Source organism: Psychrobacillus antarcticus (assembly GCF_029533155.1).
In the GTDB taxonomy this organism is placed as follows: Bacteria; Bacillota; Bacilli; order Bacillales_A; family Planococcaceae; genus Psychrobacillus; species Psychrobacillus antarcticus.
In genome coordinates this window covers 37368-53696 of the sequence record NZ_JAIZDB010000018.1, presented here as the reverse complement: position 1 = coordinate 53696, position 16329 = coordinate 37368, and the positions used below count along the sequence as shown (strand labels likewise).

The following is a 16329-nucleotide window of genomic DNA, read 5'->3' as shown; positions in this document are numbered from 1 at the left end:
AAATGCAGTCCTATTGGAAGGAAGTAAATAGTTTACTGGAGCAGGTTGCAGAACAAGAAAATGAGAGTCTAAAGAATGCTTCTAAGTTAATTGCTGAGCGTATTAAAAGTGGTGGGATTTTACAATTGTTTGGATGTGGACATTCTCATCTTTTGGCTCAGGAAGCCTATTACCGTGCAGGTGGGTTAGTGCCAGTCGCTCCCATTACATTAGAGCCTTTAATGCTGCATAAAGGTGCATTGACTTCTTCACGGAACGAGAAAGATCCTGCATTCATCGGGCGAAATAAGGATCAAATAAGCTTTGAACCAAATGACATTCTAATCGTTATTTCTACTTCTGGTCGCAATCCAGCGCCAATTGATATGGCTTTCTTGGGGAATAAAGCTGGAATTTTGGTCATTTCACTTCAGTCTTTATTGTACAAGGAACAGGAAGGCCGTCATGCGAGCGGTAAACGACTAGAGGAAGTAGTGGATATTGTATTAAATACACATGTCCCTGTTGGTGATGGTCTCTTAAGTAATAAGGGACTGCAATATGGACCAGCATCTACGGTTGTTGGTGCTGCACTTCTCAATGCACTCATAAGCCAAGTGATCGAGGAGATAAGTAAGGAGACTGAACAATTACCTGTTTTTAAAAGCGCAAATCTTTCGGATAGCAACCTTCATAATGAAGCGATGATGGAGAAATATAAAAATCGTATTGATTTTGAATAATTGTTAGAAACATCGCCTTCTTACATTGCATTAAAGATCGAAATTGAATTATAATAAAAGTTTACTAACTTAAAATGTAAATTCACGAAATATGCTAGGAAATAGTGAGTGTAGAAAATTTAGAATAAGGTGGTTTAGTATGACATTAAATTTAGAAGTATGGGAAGATCGGGATGCTTTATATAACCGTGCACTAGAAATATTTTCATCAGAGTTAAAGAATGGTGCAACTACATTTGGATTAGCAACGGGTGGAACTACGATACCTCTATATGAAAAAATGAGAAATAGTTCGTTGGATTTTTCTCATTGTACGAGTGTGAATTTGGACGAATATGTTGGAATTCCACAAGGCCATTCCCAAAGCTATTATACGTTTATGCAACAACATCTCTTTGAAGCAAAACCATTTAATACTACATATATTCCAAATGGAGAAGCAGAAAATGTAGATGCCGAAGCAAAACGATATGAGGACTTGTTGAAATCATTAACTGTTGATATGCAGCTACTTGGTGTAGGAGTGAATGGTCATATAGGTTTCAATGAACCAGGTACATCCTTTCAAAGTGAAACAGATGTGGTCGAATTAACTGTTTCCACAAGATCTGCAAACGCAAGATTTTTTGACACAATGGATGAGGTTCCCAAGCAAGCTATTACGATGGGCATTGCCTCTATAATGAGAGCAAACTACATTCTTTTAATAGCAGTTGGAGAAGAAAAAAGACCTGCCATTGAAGCATTGATAAAAGGCGATATAACGGAGGATATTCCAGTTACTAGACTTTGCAATCATCCGAATGTCATTGTTTTGACTGATTTGAAAATTAGCAAAGACCAATAGGAGTTTTATTTGAATATTTTCAACTCTGTGTGTAATATGATTTAAATGAATATCAAAATGTTTTCTAGGGTTCCGTAGCTATCGACACTGGTCTGGTCTGAGAGAAAACTCACAGCTCTGCTGTGTCACGGAAGGATAAAGGCCTGGGAGAAACTGTTTAACAGTTTTCTTCCAGGCTTTTTATTATCTTGAATTTACAATTTAAGTATAAAAAACTACCGATAAGTCAATTTATATGATGCTAAATTCACTTCATTATTGGCTTATTAGCTATTAAATAAAATAATTGTAAAGGATAAAATAAATTTGTTGGTGGTTCACCATTAAATTTGATATTTTCTATAAAGGCTTTTATATTAGCTGGAAATAGTACAATACATAACAAAATGCCAATAATACTTATTAAATGTTGTAGTGGATTTATTAATATACCAATGGCAATTAGTAATTCAACAAATCCTGTTAAATATACGACTTCTTTAGGGAAAGGGAATTTTGACGGTACCATTTTTATAAGACTATATCTGCTCGGATTCATTTTATCACCCACTATATCAATTTGATATAGTGAGTATAACTAAATTCCTAATTTCTAATAAATACTTGAAGCCTCTAAATATGAGCAACGAGATGTTAAGTGCAAGATAACGTTTAAGATCATTACAAAGCAACAATGAAAGTTACATAAATAAATAGCAAAATTCTTAGGAAAGGTTTTATATCACCCTTCTGAAAAAGAATATAAGTAAATACAGATGTGCAAAATAGTACTAAAAGTAGGTCAAATTATCTCCTTAATTGACATGTTTTCAAACCGTTCGTAAAAGTGTTCTTTTACGAACGGTTTCTATCCATTATAAGTTTAATACTTAAATTAATATAAAAAGTTCTGATTCTTTTAAAAATTTTAACTTTGACGTATAATAGAAAATTATGATTTTAAGGAGATAGTGAAAATGCCATTTACAACAATTGGTGAATTAAGATTTTACATAGAAGAGGTCGGAGAAGGTATCCCAGTTTTAATGATTCACGGATTTTCTCCAGATCATCGATTGATGAAAGGTTGTATGGAACCAATTTTTAATCAGAAAATAGGCTATCGAAGAATTTATTTTGATTTACCAGGGATGGGAAAAACTGAAAACTATCAAAAAATATCAAGTTCAGACGATATACTTGAAGCCGTATTGAATCTAATAGAGCACCATATACCCAACGAGCCCTTTCTGATAGTAGGGGAATCTTTCGGCGGTTATCTTGCACGAGGGGTTATCGAAAAGTTAAATCATCGAATATTGGGTGCAGCTTTTATTTGCCCTTTAATTAAGCCAAATCATAAGGAAAGAGAACTTCCACCTCATGAAGTCATAGAAGCGGATTATGAATTTCTAGATAGTTTAAATAGTGAAGAGCGCGAGGATTTTTATAATAATAACGTTGTTTTAAATGCCAGTGTCTGGGAGAGGTATCAAAAAGAAATTGTTGCAGGAGTAAAACTAGCGAATATTCCATTTCTAAATAAATTACAAAAACAGTATCCTTTGAAAACTCTTATTGATACAAGACCTTTTAGAATGCCAAGCATATTTATTTTGGGGAAACAAGATAGCGTAGTGGGTTTTAAAGATGCAATGAAATTAGATGATATTTATACCCATGCTAGTTTTGCTATTTTAGATAAAGCTGGTCATAATTTACAAATAGAGCAACCTTACTTATTCTCGTGTTTAATCGAAGAGTGGCTTACACGAACCAGCAGAATATAAATTCTATATTATTTCTTGAAAATAAAAGGTGAAAAGAAAAGAGTGAAAAATTATTTTGGTTAAATTAAAGTTCTTCGAACGTTCGGATTTTCAACAACTAATAAATTGGGTTGAAACTCCAGAATTCTTACTTCAATGGGGAGGACCCAATTTTAGCTTCCCTTTAAATGAAGAACAATTAGAAAACTACTTTAAGGATGTAAACAAGGTAAATTCAAGTACATGGGTTTACAGTGTCCTAGAGAATGAAACTGGTAATGTAATTGGACATATTTCATTAGGCAATATTGATAGAAAAAATAAATCTGCAAGAGTAGGAAAAGTGCTAGTGGGAGATAAAAATGTGAGAGGGAATGGTATTGGTCAACTAATGATGAAAGAAATTCTCAAAGTTGCATTTGAAGAACTTGCCTTGCATAAAGTTAGTCTAGGGGTGTTTGATTTTAACTCTATAGCAATTATTTCTTATGAAAAAGTAGGGTTTAAAAAAGATGGACTACTTAGAGATTCAAGAAAAATTGGTGATGAATACTGGAGTTTATGGGAAATGAGTATTTTGGAGAATGAGTGGATAGAAATAAATAAGAATTAGTATGCTCTGCTAGAAAATATACAATTTTGTTTGACATAACACCACATATCGGTAGCTGCCGTAGACTGAATATATAATTTTCAAGAACCCCTGTAACCTTAGTATTAAAAGGTTACAGGGGTTCTTGAGATTTAACGAAAAATAAAGCTCAAAATTGATGCAACCAATCTCTTATAGTTACAGCTATAAGTTTAAGTACAAAATGCATTCAACACATGTATGTAATGAATTTGTTAATTTATGTTAGAATTTTGGTAATAGATATTTGAAAGGCGGTTGAGTATGAATAATAAAGAGGTAAATACGACAAAGGTTTACAACACTTCTGTAGAAGCCACGTTAGAAGTGATCGGCGGCAAGTGGAAACCGGTTATCTTATTTTATTTAACCTTCGGCAAAAAGAGGAACAATGAGTTAAAGCGAATGCTGCCTAAGATAACGCAAAAGGTGTTGACAGAACAACTTAGAGAACTAGAGGAGGCAGGAGTCTTACTTCGGACTGTCTATAATCAAGTGCCGCCGAAAGTTGAGTATGAGCTGACCGATTATGGATGGACGCTTAAGGAAATCCTTCATTTGATGTGCCGCTGGGGAGATGACCACATTTCCAAAACCTATGGAGACAACGCAAAAGTGCTTGATTATCCACTTAAAGAAGAAAAGAGAAGAGCTGAGTAGTTATTCAGCATCTTCTCTTAAAATGATTAGTAGGGAAGAATCTTCCGTTCTTTAAAATTATCAAAAATCGTATAAAACATCTTCTCCGTATCCACGTATTCATGAAAACCTAATCTGCGAGCTTTGGAGCTGTCCGCAAAGAAATCATAATCCCACGCAAATACAAAGTCTCCAAATTTCCAAGAAGACACATCTGAATAGGGAAGCTCTTTTAAGTCATGCTTCTTCACCATAGAGTTCCAAAGCTCTTCTTTATCTGTCATGACGACATCAAGCGACATGGGTAATGGCGGCGCTGTTTCCAATCCGAAATAGTCCGCTATTTTTGGCCAAAGCTCTTCCCATCGGAATAAATCGCCGTTGGTAATATTGAAGGCCTGATTTTCGCATTTTTCGCTAGTGGCTGCCCATACGGTTGCTTTTGCCAGAAGACCGGCATCCGTCATCTCAAGAAGGCTAGAATAAGCGCCAGGCTTTCCAGGAAAGCGCAAAGGAAGACCTAATTCTTTGGAAATAGAAGCATAAATACCGATGACCATCGCCAAGTTCATTGGGTTTCCTAAAGCAAAACCGCAAACAACGGAAGGACGGAGTGCAGACCATGTCCAGGTTTTGCCTTTCTGGCGTTGTTCTAAAAAGTCTTGCTGATCAATGTTGAATTCAGGCGGCATATGGTTCGCATCTGTTTCCCGAGCTGGCGTCTTGAACGGCCCAAGATGTGCGCCATAAACTTTATATCCTTGCATGAGGCTGACATGTGTTAGTTGGGGAGTGATGCTTTCCATGGCTTCTACCACATTCACCAGCATAGAAAGGTTCGGTTGAACAAGCTCCGCCCAAGTCGGACGATCTTGGAAAGCGGCATAGAATATATGGGTCACTTCCGTATAGTCATGCAGCTTTTCACGTGTATTGGCTGCATCTAGCAAATCAACCGCTACATAGCGAACCCTTTTTGTATCTACTCCACCGCGTCGGGAAATTCCGATAATATCCCACTCCTCAAGTGAGACCAAGTGATTGATCAAGTTGCTTCCTATTACCCCATTCGCACCAACAACTAAAGCGACTTTACGAGTTTCTATAGTTTGATTGCTCAATGTGCTTCAACTCCTCTATGATTCTGTGTACATTCCTAGTTTGCATCCAGAAATGACATTTGAGAAGTACGCACCTTGAAGTGCCTAAGTCACTTTGAGGTAACGTAGCGTTTCATTACTCTGTGCGGTGTGAGAGATTATTTGCCAATTGAATGCCATCTAGCTCCTTTTCGTGAAAACAGATTTTTTCATCTAACTCTAATCCTCTAGTAACGGCAAAGGTGTTTCCCCAGTCACACATAACATTCAACACGGGCACAAAAGATTTCCCTAAATCCGTTAGGCTATACTCTACGCGTGGCGTTACCTCTCTAAATACTTTCCTCTGCACAATCCCGTCTTTTTCCAGTTGCTTTAATTGTTCAGTTAATACTTTTTGGGTGATGGTCGGTATGTGTTGATAAAACTCTTTTGTTCTCATCTCTTTCTGACTAAGCAGAAAGAGAATTAAGCATTTCCACTTTCCTCCCAAGGTGTTCATGAAAATATTGATTCCTGTATTTTGATTGCCCATTCTATATACCTCCTCAATAGGCACTAAGAAGTGGCTAAGCCACATTAAAGTGCGCTATTTTTTCTTTTGGCAAAGGTGCTTATACTTGCATAGGTAAGAGTAAAAATGTAGAACTGGAGTGAAAAAAATGAGTGTAAGAGAAATGTTGCTAAAAAGACGTTCTGTCCGGCACTACGATGTGGACTACCAAGTTAGTATCGAAACTTTATCTTCTTTGATCGAAGCCGCTGCTAAGTCCCCTAATGGAAATAACATTCAAGCGACGCGTTATCTGGTAATCAATGATCCTATTTTGCGAAACCAGATGCTGCCGGTAGCTTTCAATCAGCAGCAAGTAACAGAAGCTTCAGCCCTAATCCTTATCCTGGGTGATTACAAAGCATTTGAAAAGGAGAATATAATTCGTATACACGAGCAAGGGTATCAAGCAGGCTACTTTACTGACCAGCTTAGGGATTATTTAGCGAGTGCTGCCATCGATTACTACGCCAACAAATCACTGGAAGAATTAAAAATCGAACTGGTTCGTGACGCTAGTTTAGCTGCGATGTCTTTTATTTTATTGGCAAATGAAGCTGGTCTTGAAACCATTACCATGTCAGGATACAATTCATATCTTTTAAAGAAAGTATTAAAGATCCCAGATGGATTCCTAGACATCATGCTTATTGCAGTTGGAAAAGGCGTTAAATCAGGTCACCAAACAGTTAGGCATGAAGTGAATGAGATAGTCTACTTAAATACCATTTAATAAATAGCTGAATACTAGATAGATATTGCTTCAAAAATTATTTCTAATTCAGGGTATACAGATTAGAGCTAAGACAAATTCAAGAGAATTGTTCTGGCTCTTTTCCTATTTTATTCTCCACTCGGCAGGGAAGGGATGATAGGCCGGTTCTCCAACGGTGTTGACAAAACAACCAGAGTCGTCGAATCTCCAAAACGTCCCAAATCATTGATTTTTAACTCCAGCATTTCCAATGTCTCCGCAATCACTTTAACTAAAAAGTTATATTGGCCACTAATACGGTGGATTTCCAATACATCTTCAACCGTTTCACAATAAGCGACAAAATCATTACAGTGACGGGCTTGAAACAACAGAAAAGCGGAAACTGCCTTATTCACTTTTCTACGGTCAATGAGCGCTTGGTATCCAGTGATCACGCCCTTTTCCTCTAATTTTTTCACGCGCTCTGTCACTGCCGGCTGCGAAAGGGAAATTTGCTTCCCTAACTTCGTCATGGAAGATTTACTGTCCTGCTGAAGGGCAAGCAGAAGTTGCTGGTCAATTTTATCCATTTTAAGCTCCTTATGAATTATTTGTATTTTTAGTTAAATGCAAATGATTTCAAGTTTTTAATGCGATTATAAGAATAAAATCCCATTCTTTCAAGCGCTTATTCTTATTAAACTAAAATTAAGAAAGAAAGGGAAGAGGGATGGCAATGAAACTTTTAGAAACGGTAAAAATTAATCAATGGAATCTACAGTCAAGAGTGGTTATGGCGCCTATGACTCGCAGTTTTGCGGATCAGGAAACAGGTATTATTCATCCAGATACAGTTGCCTATTATGCCAAGCGTGTAAAACATGGTGTGGGCATGATTATTACAGAAGGTATTGCGATTAGTCCGGAAGCCCGCGGGACCATTGGAATCCCTGGGCTTTATATGGATGCACAGACAGAAGCATGGAAAGAAGTGACGGAACAAGTTCACCAAGAAGGGGGTATCATCATTGCGCAGCTTTGGCATGTCGGTCGCCTGAGCCATTCAGCGATTACTGGCGGTATTCAACCGGTTGCGCCTTCAGCTGTACAAGCGAATGGCTTGACCCATCGGGTGGGGCTTCCATATGAGATGCCGAAAGCCATGACCGTGGAAGATATTCGAAAAGTGGTTCAAGATTTCACTACGGCTGCAATAAATGCGCGACTGGCTGGATTCGATGGAGTCGAAATCCATGCGGCGCATGGTTATTTAATCGATCAATTTCATTTTCCCTGGGTGAATTTCAGAAAAGATGAGTATGGTCGAAATAGGTATCTCTTTCTTGAAGAAATTCTGCAGGCAGTCAGCGACTCGATAGGGTCTGAGCAAGTCATCGTCCGGTTTTCAGAGCATAAGGACGATGCGCCTTTGTTCTTCTGGGAAAAGCCAGAAGAGGAGATTAAAGAAATTTTGGAGGTGTTCCGAAGTACAGGGATTCGTATCATTCACCCTTCTGCCCGATCCTATCAAAAGGCGTTGGCTAAGCACGAATTGACTCTTCATGCCTTAGTCCGAAAATACTGGGATGGAGTGGTAATCGGGGTGGGAGAGCTAACGCCTGAAATCGCGGAAGAGTCGTTGGCGAATGGTGAAATCCAATTAGCGGCTTTTGGACGACCATTGTTGTCGAACGTCGATTTTGTAAGGCGGATAAAGGATAAGAAAGGAATCAAGGATTACAATTCAAAAGTGGATTTACAATATTTAAAGTAAAAACCATAAATACAGCTATAAAGTCAAAAATTCCTGCTTGTGCAGAGTCAACTCCAATCTGTTTATCGCAAACATGCCATTTTCCTGTTGGTTTCTTTTCCTCACAAAATACAAATAAGTTTTTAACAACTTTATCCGATTATGGTATTATAAGAGTATTCTAGAGTTTGTATTGAAGATACTGAATCCTAATTTAGTTACAAACAAGGAGGCTATCCTAATGAGTAAAAAAGAAATCTTGCAAAATGGAATCAATCAAGTTTTTTACGAAGAAGAATGGTACCCACCGATATCAGAAGCGTTAAAGAATCTTACCGCTGCACAAGCATGTTGGAAACCTAATGGAAAGGCCACTAATACGATTTGGGAAAATGTAAACCATTTACTAACCTTTAAAGAGCGCTTACTATCCCGCTTACATCAAGATGACACATTTGTTGTTCCACAAAATAATGATGATACGTTTGTCCAAGGTGGAGCTAATGATGAGGATGCTTGGCAAGAAACAGTGAAGCGAACGCTTCAAGTACATGATGCCTTATTATCTTCATTAACATCCCTTCAAGAAGCAGAATTAGATCAACCTTGTCCTTCTCTGCCAGTTTGGCAACAATATTTAAATCTCCTTTTGCACGATGCTTATCATACAGGACAAATTGTACAACTTCGTAAACTACAAGGTTCATGGCCAGCTAAGCGCTCATATTTATAAACGATTATTAAAATTGCTTGAGTTCGCACACAACAAAACGATTTTAAAAGCAAATCTAACTGTTATATCAAATAAAAGCCCAATTTCTCATTATTAAAAATTGAGAAATTGGGCTTTATTATTACCTTGAATTAACAATTTAAGTGCTAGTGTTTACGACGACAACTATTGTAAGGAATGAAAGCAATGTGCCTCTATAAACATCTTACCGGATCCGAAAGAGAACAGATATTTCTTCTTCATAATCAAGGTGAATCTATTCGAGAATTTGCGACAGTGTTAAACGTAACCCTTCTACAATCAGTCGTGAATTGGCGAGAAACACTGAAAAAGAAAATTACTCACCTACGATTGTTCAATCAAAATATACAAAAAGGAAATCGAATTGCGGACGAAATTTATTGTTTGATAATCCGCTTCAATACGATTTATAGAGCCATTTATCGTGGGATTTCAATGAAAAGAATTTAAAACACGATCATCGTGGGGCAATTAGGAAACTTTGACTTAAAGGAAAAACACGTCACACGAAGAACCATATCGAAAAACGGTTTACTTAGAGAATATTTTCCTAAAACGGAAGATATGACATCATGTTCTAAGCAATACATTAATACCTGTATCGAGAATTTGAATAAACGTCCGCGTAAATGTTTAGGTTGGAAAGCTTATGAGCTCTTCTTTGGCAAGGTATTGCGTTTAATTTGACAATTCAAGTTTTACTTTTCATAGGATTTGGAGCAAGTTTATATTGTCTAGCTTATGCGACGAAGACGTTACCCATGGGGATGACTTATGCGATTTGGACTGGAATTGGGGCTTCTGGTGGTGCCATAATAGGAATGCTTTTTTACAATGAATCAAAAGATGGAAACGTATTATTTTTATAGCAATGGTACTAGGGGCAGCAGTAGGATTAAAACTGCTTTCTTAGAATTTACTAAACGGAAGACCGAGTCTACTTCTTTTCATTCATTGACACTTGTTCTCTTAAAACATATTATTTATGTAAATAGATAGAAAATTTCGAATTAAAAGAGGCGGTGCCGTTTTGTATGAGAGTACTATATTAGACTATGCAAAAAAATTGGATGCCCAAGATGAATTGAGGATGTATCGACAGGAATTCTATATCCAACCAAATACTATTTATATGGATGGTAATTCCCTTGGACTGCTATCAAAGCGAGCAGAAAAGTCCGTATTAATATTACTAGATTCATGGAAACAATATGGAATAGACGGATGGACAAAAGGGCAGCATCCATGGTTTTATTTCCCTGAAACATTAAGTGAGATGTGTGCTCCTCTAGTAGGGGCTTCCAAGGATGAAGTAATCATAACTGGCTCTACAACGGTAAATTTACATCAGTTGGTCGCTAGCTTTTATCGACCGGAGGGAAAGCGTACGAAAATAGTAGCGGATGAACTTAACTTTCCATCCGATTTATATGCGATTAGTAGTCAGCTGTCTTTGCACGGATTTGATGCTGAGGAACATATGATATTGGTAAAAAATCAAGATGGTTATACATTACAGGAAGAAGATATTATAAAGGCGATGACAGATGATGTGGCCTTAATAGTACTACCGAGCGTGCTATATCGAAGTGGTCAGGTATTAGACATCCAGTTGCTGACTGAAGCAGCACATGAGCGTAATATTGTTATTGGCTTTGATTTATGTCATTCGATTGGGTCTGTGCCACATGAGCTAGATAAGTGGGATGTGGATTTTGCTTTTTGGTGTAACTACAAGCATGTGAACGGTGGACCTGGAGCAACGGGAGGCTTATATATAAACCGTAAGCATTTTGGGAGAATGCCTGGACTTGCAGGTTGGTTCGGCTCCGATAAAGAGAAACAGTTCGATTTGTCTACTCAAATGATTCCATCAGCTAATGCTGGTGCCTATCAAATTGGAACGCCGCATATATTAAGTAGTGCACCGTTACTTGGTTCCTTGGAAATGTTTGGGGAAGTTGGGATTGATGCTATTCGTGAAAAGTCATTAAAGCTTACTGATTATATGATGCTGTTAATAGATCAGGAATTGAGTGAGTATAACTTTATAATCGCAAATCCTCGTGAATCGGTAAAGCGAGGTGGTCATATCTTTTTAGTACATGAAGAAGCGGCTCGTATATGCAAAGCGTTAAAAGAGCATCATGTAATTCCCGATTTTCGTTCACCGAATGGCATTCGTCTAGCACCAGTTGCGCTGTATAACTCATTTGAGGATGTTTGGAAGACTGTGCAGATTTTAAAAAGAATTATGAAGGAAGAACTTTATAAAAAACATGAAAATAAACGTGATGTAGTTGCTTAAATAAGGAGGGATCGCATGCCAAATGAAAAAAAGGAAAGTGGAATCCATACAGATTTTAGCAATGATATGACATATGGAGAATACCTTAATTTGGATAGTTTATTGTCTTGTCAGAACAGATTATCGGGACATCATGATGAAATGCTATTCATTATTATCCATCAAGTTAGTGAACTTTGGATGAAGCTTATTCTGCATGAATTAACTAGTGCAATTCAGGCGATTCAAGCGGATAAAATGCAATCAGCCTTTAAAATGTTAGCACGAGTAACGAAAATACAGACACAGATTATTCAGGCTTGGGATGTTCTTTCTACACTAACACCTGCCGAGTATTTAGAGTTTCGAGATAAACTAGGAAAGTCATCTGGCTTCCAATCCTTTCAGTATCGAAAAATTGAATTTGCGCTTGGTTATAAGACGAAGCATATACTGAAGATTTACGAACAGGAGCAAGTACTATACGAGGAACTAGAAAGTGCTTTTCATGCACCGAGTATTTATGATGTTTCGATTCAAGCATTAGCTCGTGTGGGGTTTGATATAAATCCTCAGTTATTAAACCGGGATTATTCCATTACGTATGTTGGAGATGAATCGGTTGCAAATGCGTGGAAGGAAGTTTATCAAAACGTCGATCAACATTGGAATTTATATCAATTAGCGGAAAAGCTAGTAGACGTAGAGGACTGGCTCCAACAGTGGCGTTTCCGTCATATGAAAACAGTGGAAAGAATAATAGGGTTTAAAAAGGGCACTGGAGGATCATCTGGAGTGAATTATTTACGGCATGTGTTAGATCATCGTTTTTTCCCAGAGCTTTGGGATTTACGTACAAACTTATAAGGGGTTTTAGATATGAACAAACAATGGATTGATATTACACAAACTATCTCGACTAGAATAGCTACATGGCCAGGAGATACACTATTTGAATTTGAACTAACCGCTACAAAGGAAGAGGGTAGTGCTGCAAATGTTGGGACGATAACAGCAAGCTTGCATACCGGAACACATGCAGATGCACCATTTCATTATGAGAGTGAAGGAAAAACTCTAGATATGCTTGACGTTAATATGTATATTGGACGTGCAAAAGTGGTGAGTGTCGTTGGGGCTTCTGAAATTGGCAGGGAGGAGTTAGAAGGTTTTGATTTAACGGGTGTAGAGCGCTTGCTATTAAAAACGACGAATACAGCATCCCCCGAGAAATTTCCTGAAAGGATTAATAACTTGAAGGAAAATATTGGCCCATTTTTAAAAGAAAAGGGTATCTTCCTAATTGGCACCGACCAACCTTCAGTAGATGGCATAGAAAGTAAGGAGCTATTAGCACATCATTCGCTATTTAATAATGATGTATATATTTTAGAAAATCTTTTGCTAGAAAATGTGGAACCGGGTGATTATGATTTAATCGCTCTTCCATTGAAAATTGAAGGAGCAGATGGAAGTCCTATACGTGCTGTGCTAAGAAAAATATAAAAATAGAAATAAGTACAAAATGGAGGAGCAGAATGAAAAGGTTTTTATTTATTTTCCTTTCCACCGTAGTTATTGGTACTATTTTTTATCTTGGAATGAATTATCAAATGAGGTTAAGAGAACAATCCGCAATTAAATTTGATCTTAAACCTTATATAATATTTGCAAATATTTTTCCTATTTTCATTGGAATGTTATTACGATTACCTAAATTGATTATAGAAATTAAAGATAAAAAGAAATGGTCAATTGATTTGGTTAAGGCTCTCACAATCGGAATTCCATCTCTCTGTGTAGCAATGATTCCACTTCTCGCTATTCTTTTCGAAACAAACTTATTGTCTTCAAAAATGTTTATGTTTTTAGGAGCTACCACATTCACACCCATAGCGGGGCTTGTTTTTGGATACGTTTTGTTAGATAGCTTAAAAAGTAACATCTCCTCAACTGAAACAGGGCTTTAGAAAAGCCCTGTTTCTCAAGTTAATTATGATCAAAGAATTTAGGAACTAGTAATCTAATTGACGCAAATACAATAGTAGTTCATTTTCATTAATTCGTTTAATTTTATAGCTACGGATTTGATTTTCAATTTTCTTTTGATCAGCATCTTTACTACTGAATAGGCTTGCTAATTGAAAAGTAGCTTCTGCTAAAATAGCTACTATTCCTGCAGAACCTAATTGGAATCCTAAGGTTTCCATTTCTGAAAGTTGACCTCCTGCAAATTCCTCTATCTCCTTTTTATATTCACCCTTGATTACAATATGAGTTTCTTTATTTTTAAAAGCTAATAGTAAATCATCTACATTAAATGCTTCGAAGTATGCATTTTCTTTTTCCAACTGTACTAAGTCTTCTAAAACAGTACCTTCACTCTTCTCAACTGTTTTAGCAATTGCCTGTATCGTTTTAACAGAATAACTGCTTATACTTTTTTTGTTTACACTTCCGAGCATTTGCTGACTCATTCCAGTTTCTTTAAATACATCGTACCGTTTCTTCCCGTTTTTTTGTAAGTAAATATCTAAAAGACCCATTTTATATACCCTCCAATTACTAATTTTTTTTTTACTAAATTATATTTTAGTATATGTGAAGGATTAGTATAAATGCAAGATATTTAAATTGAATATTTAGAATAATTTTCTGTACAATAAAAAGGACCTTATAATTGGTCCTTTTTATTGTTTATTAACAAGATAGTTTAATACCTTTTTACAAGAATGCCCAAATAGCTAGTAGCGTACAAATAGCCGCTAAGATAAATAAGACGTTAGAAGTTTGTCGATTTCTTCGAGTGTTATATCCCCAGAGCCAAAAGAATATTGCTCCGGCCAGTTTGGAAATGCCCTCATAATTGTCATTTCCCGAAAAGTAGGTACTGCTGAAAATAATTGACACAAGAAAAGTAATAATGATCACCAATTTAAACCAGCCTGGCTGTTTTAAAAATTGTCTCCACATAAACTTAATCCTCTGCATTCGTGTTATCTCCTCCTACTCATTTTACTACTGAGCGACTTCTTTAGAACTACCTTCTCTATTTGTTCATAATTACCTTCTAACCGTGAGGTAAATCATATCCGATATTTTCAAAAACACTTATACTAGTTGTATGAATGGATATAAGGAGTGGTTACGTTGAAAAAAGTAGTTGTCATAGGTGGGGGAATTACAGGGCTTTCTACTATGCATTATTTGCAAAAACTTAAAAACGAAAAGTCTTTAGATATAGAGTTAGTATTAGTGGAAGCGAATGAGTATTTAGGTGGGAAAATCCATACGGTGCAGGAAAAGGACTTCATCATGGAGGTTGGTGCTGATTCGATCGTTGCGAGAAACGAATCCATCACACAATTAATAGAAGAGCTTCAGCTGGAAGAGGAAAAGGTGTATAACTCTACTGGCATTTCATATATTTACACAAACAATGAGTTACATGCGATTCCAGCAGATAGTGTCTTCGGTATTCCTGCAAGCATCGAATCGCTAAATAGTAGTACGTTAGTTTCGGAAGCAGGGAAAAAAGAAGCACTAAAAGATCTAGTATTACCGAATGAAACCTTTACGAAAGAAAGCTCGGTTGGGTCATTTTTAGAATATTTCTTAGGGAAAGAATTAGTTGAAAAACAAATTGTACCTGTATTATCAGGTGTATATTCTGGTGATATAAATAAGCTCTCTATCGCTACAACACTGCCATATTTAATCGACTACAAAAATAAGTATGGCAGTATTATTAAAGGATTTGAGGAAAATAGCGCGCAATTCCAGGCAGCGGCAAATAAGAAGTTTATCTCCTTTCAAAGCGGACTTTCTACTGTTATCAATCGCTTGGAGGAAGTGCTAGGAAAATCAACGATTATTAAAGGTGTGGCTACAAAGAAAGTAGAGAAGAATGGTGAGCGATATTCGGTTTTATTGGCTAATGGAGAAACGATTGAAGCAGACAGTGTAGTGCTAGCTACTCCTCATAACGTGGCGCAGTCAATTCTTCAAGATGAACAGTTAAATACTGATTTCGATAAGCTAAAAAACTCCTCGCTTATTAGCGTTTATCTTGGCTTTGATATTCCAGATGAGCAGCTTCCAGCAGAGGGCACAGGTTTTATCGTATCTGAAAATAGTGATGTGAAATGTAATGCGTGCACATGGACAAGTCGTAAATGGACACACACGTCAAAAGATAATAAATTACTAGTCCGAATGTTCTATAAGAGCTCTAATCCAGCTTTTGAAAGTTTGAAGGAAATGACGGAGGAAGAGCTAGTAGAAGTTGCACTCAAAGATATTGAAATGAGCCTGAAGTTAACGGGCAAGCCCACAGCGATAGAAGTAACAAAGTGGAACGAGCAAATGCCAAACTATCATTTAGAACATGGCGAGGCGATTCAATCATTAACAGCTAAAATGGCTGCTGATATGCCAAATGTTTTGTTGGCCGGTTGTTCTTATTACGGAGTTGGAATAGCCGCTTGCATAAAGAACGGTAGAGAAACTGCGGAAATTATTATAAATTCAATAGTGGAGTAAGTTTTCGGACCAAAATTCAATTTTGGTCCTTTTTTTGTGGGGAAAATGGAGTAGTT

At 36.9% G+C, this 16329-nt stretch carries 19 protein-coding genes, 2 pseudogenes and 1 riboswitch; of the genes and pseudogenes, 15 read left to right on the top strand and 6 right to left on the bottom strand.

Annotated features, from left to right (window positions below):
- The first annotated feature begins 2 nt into the window (after positions 1 to 2).
- Positions 3 to 722, top strand: a complete 720-nt coding sequence (locus LDK52_RS11580; protein WP_277586130.1) for an SIS domain-containing protein — start codon at positions 3 to 5, stop codon at positions 720 to 722.
- Positions 723 to 861: 139 nt separating this feature from the next.
- Positions 862 to 1569, top strand: a complete 708-nt coding sequence (locus LDK52_RS11575; RefSeq protein ID WP_277586129.1) for a 6-phosphogluconolactonase — start codon at positions 862 to 864, stop codon at positions 1567 to 1569.
- A gap of 53 nt (positions 1570 to 1622) precedes the next feature.
- A riboswitch (guanidine-I (ykkC/yxkD leader) is annotated at positions 1623 to 1721 on the top strand.
- Between the two features lie 95 nt (positions 1722 to 1816).
- Here LDK52_RS11575 and LDK52_RS11570 read toward each other — a convergent pair.
- A complete protein-coding gene (locus tag LDK52_RS11570) occupies positions 1817 to 2107 on the bottom strand; it encodes a DoxX family protein (protein WP_277586128.1) in 291 nt (96 codons plus the stop codon).
- Between the two features lie 418 nt (positions 2108 to 2525).
- Here LDK52_RS11570 and LDK52_RS11565 point away from each other — a divergent pair, with 418 nt between their 5' ends.
- The 3 genes from LDK52_RS11565 (at position 2526) to LDK52_RS11555 (ending at position 4608) form a co-directional block, all read left to right on the top strand.
- Complete coding sequence (locus LDK52_RS11565; protein WP_277586127.1) at positions 2526 to 3338, top strand: alpha/beta fold hydrolase; 813 nt, start codon at positions 2526 to 2528, stop codon at positions 3336 to 3338.
- A 55-nt stretch (positions 3339 to 3393) separates the two neighbouring features.
- Positions 3394 to 3930 (top strand): GNAT family N-acetyltransferase, encoded by a 537-nt coding sequence (locus LDK52_RS11560; RefSeq protein ID WP_277586126.1) that lies wholly within the window; start codon positions 3394 to 3396, stop codon positions 3928 to 3930.
- Between the two features lie 282 nt (positions 3931 to 4212).
- The gene (locus tag LDK52_RS11555; RefSeq protein ID WP_277586125.1) at positions 4213 to 4608 is read left to right on the top strand and encodes a winged helix-turn-helix transcriptional regulator; all 396 of its coding nucleotides are present in this window, start codon (positions 4213 to 4215) and stop codon (positions 4606 to 4608) included.
- A 26-nt stretch (positions 4609 to 4634) separates the two neighbouring features.
- Here the strand turns inward: LDK52_RS11555 and LDK52_RS11550 are convergent, their stop codons facing one another.
- Positions 4635 to 5708 carry an SDR family oxidoreductase gene (locus LDK52_RS11550; protein WP_277586124.1) on the bottom strand — a complete coding sequence of 358 codons (1074 nt, stop codon included), beginning with the start codon at positions 5706 to 5708 and terminating at the stop codon, positions 4635 to 4637.
- A 115-nt stretch (positions 5709 to 5823) separates the two neighbouring features.
- Complete coding sequence (locus tag LDK52_RS11545; RefSeq protein WP_277586123.1) at positions 5824 to 6222, bottom strand: winged helix-turn-helix transcriptional regulator; 399 nt, start codon at positions 6220 to 6222, stop codon at positions 5824 to 5826.
- Positions 6223 to 6349: 127 nt separating this feature from the next.
- On the opposite strand from LDK52_RS11545, the gene LDK52_RS11540 reads away from it, so the two are divergent.
- Positions 6350 to 6973, top strand: coding sequence for a nitroreductase family protein (locus LDK52_RS11540; RefSeq protein ID WP_277586122.1), 624 nt, complete (start codon positions 6350 to 6352; stop codon positions 6971 to 6973).
- 110 nt (positions 6974 to 7083) lie between these two features.
- Here the strand turns inward: LDK52_RS11540 and LDK52_RS11535 are convergent, their stop codons facing one another.
- The gene (locus tag LDK52_RS11535; protein WP_277586121.1) at positions 7084 to 7527 is read right to left on the bottom strand and encodes an Lrp/AsnC family transcriptional regulator; all 444 of its coding nucleotides are present in this window, start codon (positions 7525 to 7527) and stop codon (positions 7084 to 7086) included.
- 146 nt (positions 7528 to 7673) lie between these two features.
- Between LDK52_RS11535 and LDK52_RS11530 the strand changes: the two genes are divergently transcribed.
- The 8 genes and pseudogenes from LDK52_RS11530 to LDK52_RS11500 all read left to right on the top strand — a co-directional run bounded on the left by LDK52_RS11530 (position 7674) and on the right by LDK52_RS11500 (position 13701).
- The gene (locus tag LDK52_RS11530; RefSeq protein ID WP_277586120.1) at positions 7674 to 8711 is read left to right on the top strand and encodes an oxidoreductase; all 1038 of its coding nucleotides are present in this window, start codon (positions 7674 to 7676) and stop codon (positions 8709 to 8711) included.
- 220 nt (positions 8712 to 8931) lie between these two features.
- On the top strand, positions 8932 to 9423 hold the full coding sequence (locus LDK52_RS11525; RefSeq protein ID WP_277586119.1) for a DinB family protein: 492 nt from the start codon (positions 8932 to 8934) through the stop codon (positions 9421 to 9423).
- Positions 9424 to 9609: 186 nt separating this feature from the next.
- Positions 9610 to 10131 (top strand): annotated as a pseudogene (locus tag LDK52_RS20175) (transposase).
- A pseudogene (locus tag LDK52_RS11520) lies at positions 10116 to 10357 on the top strand (DMT family transporter). Before LDK52_RS20175 ends, LDK52_RS11520 begins: the two co-directional pseudogenes overlap by 16 nt.
- A gap of 117 nt (positions 10358 to 10474) precedes the next feature.
- Positions 10475 to 11752: a kynureninase gene (gene kynU / locus LDK52_RS11515; protein ID WP_277586118.1), complete on the top strand. Its 1278-nt coding sequence runs from the start codon at positions 10475 to 10477 to the stop codon at positions 11750 to 11752.
- A 15-nt stretch (positions 11753 to 11767) separates the two neighbouring features.
- A complete protein-coding gene (gene kynA, locus LDK52_RS11510; RefSeq protein ID WP_277586117.1) occupies positions 11768 to 12598 on the top strand; it encodes a tryptophan 2,3-dioxygenase in 831 nt (276 codons plus the stop codon).
- A gap of 12 nt (positions 12599 to 12610) precedes the next feature.
- Entirely contained in the window at positions 12611 to 13237 is a 627-nt protein-coding gene (gene kynB, locus LDK52_RS11505) for an arylformamidase (RefSeq protein WP_277586116.1), read from the top strand.
- Between the two features lie 32 nt (positions 13238 to 13269).
- Positions 13270 to 13701 carry a hypothetical protein gene (locus LDK52_RS11500; RefSeq protein ID WP_277586115.1) on the top strand — a complete coding sequence of 144 codons (432 nt, stop codon included), beginning with the start codon at positions 13270 to 13272 and terminating at the stop codon, positions 13699 to 13701.
- 45 nt (positions 13702 to 13746) lie between these two features.
- On the opposite strand, the gene LDK52_RS11495 is transcribed toward LDK52_RS11500, so the two are convergent.
- On the bottom strand, positions 13747 to 14277 hold the full coding sequence (locus LDK52_RS11495) for a hypothetical protein (protein ID WP_277586114.1): 531 nt from the start codon (positions 14275 to 14277) through the stop codon (positions 13747 to 13749).
- Between the two features lie 178 nt (positions 14278 to 14455).
- On the bottom strand, positions 14456 to 14722 hold the full coding sequence (locus LDK52_RS11490) for a hypothetical protein (RefSeq protein WP_277586113.1): 267 nt from the start codon (positions 14720 to 14722) through the stop codon (positions 14456 to 14458).
- Between the two features lie 159 nt (positions 14723 to 14881).
- Between LDK52_RS11490 and LDK52_RS11485 the strand changes: the two genes are divergently transcribed.
- Positions 14882 to 16273 carry a protoporphyrinogen oxidase gene (locus tag LDK52_RS11485; protein ID WP_277586112.1) on the top strand — a complete coding sequence of 464 codons (1392 nt, stop codon included), beginning with the start codon at positions 14882 to 14884 and terminating at the stop codon, positions 16271 to 16273.
- Positions 16274 to 16329: the final 56 nt, after the last annotated feature.

Bases quoted from the DNA above. Each gene is read 5' to 3' on its own strand.
- LDK52_RS11565 (WP_277586127.1), top strand. From the start codon at position 2,526: ATGCCATTTACAACAATTGGTGAATTAAGATTTTACATAGAAGAGGTC.
- LDK52_RS11490 (WP_277586113.1), bottom strand. From the start codon at position 14,722: ATGCAGAGGATTAAGTTTATGTGGAGACAATTTTTAAAACAGCCAGGC.
- kynA (WP_277586117.1), top strand. From the start codon at position 11,768: ATGCCAAATGAAAAAAAGGAAAGTGGAATCCATACAGATTTTAGCAAT.
- LDK52_RS11570 (WP_277586128.1), bottom strand. From the start codon at position 2,107: ATGAATCCGAGCAGATATAGTCTTATAAAAATGGTACCGTCAAAATTC.
- LDK52_RS11525 (WP_277586119.1), top strand. From the start codon at position 8,932: ATGAGTAAAAAAGAAATCTTGCAAAATGGAATCAATCAAGTTTTTTAC.
- LDK52_RS11580 (WP_277586130.1), top strand. From the start codon at position 3: ATGCAGTCCTATTGGAAGGAAGTAAATAGTTTACTGGAGCAGGTTGCA.
- LDK52_RS11575 (WP_277586129.1), top strand. From the start codon at position 862: ATGACATTAAATTTAGAAGTATGGGAAGATCGGGATGCTTTATATAAC.
- LDK52_RS11500 (WP_277586115.1), top strand. From the start codon at position 13,270: ATGAAAAGGTTTTTATTTATTTTCCTTTCCACCGTAGTTATTGGTACT.
- LDK52_RS11545 (WP_277586123.1), bottom strand. From the start codon at position 6,222: ATGGGCAATCAAAATACAGGAATCAATATTTTCATGAACACCTTGGGA.
- LDK52_RS11535 (WP_277586121.1), bottom strand. From the start codon at position 7,527: ATGGATAAAATTGACCAGCAACTTCTGCTTGCCCTTCAGCAGGACAGT.
- LDK52_RS11540 (WP_277586122.1), top strand. From the start codon at position 6,350: ATGAGTGTAAGAGAAATGTTGCTAAAAAGACGTTCTGTCCGGCACTAC.
- LDK52_RS11530 (WP_277586120.1), top strand. From the start codon at position 7,674: ATGAAACTTTTAGAAACGGTAAAAATTAATCAATGGAATCTACAGTCA.
- LDK52_RS11495 (WP_277586114.1), bottom strand. From the start codon at position 14,277: ATGGGTCTTTTAGATATTTACTTACAAAAAAACGGGAAGAAACGGTAC.
- kynB (WP_277586116.1), top strand. From the start codon at position 12,611: ATGAACAAACAATGGATTGATATTACACAAACTATCTCGACTAGAATA.
- LDK52_RS11555 (WP_277586125.1), top strand. From the start codon at position 4,213: ATGAATAATAAAGAGGTAAATACGACAAAGGTTTACAACACTTCTGTA.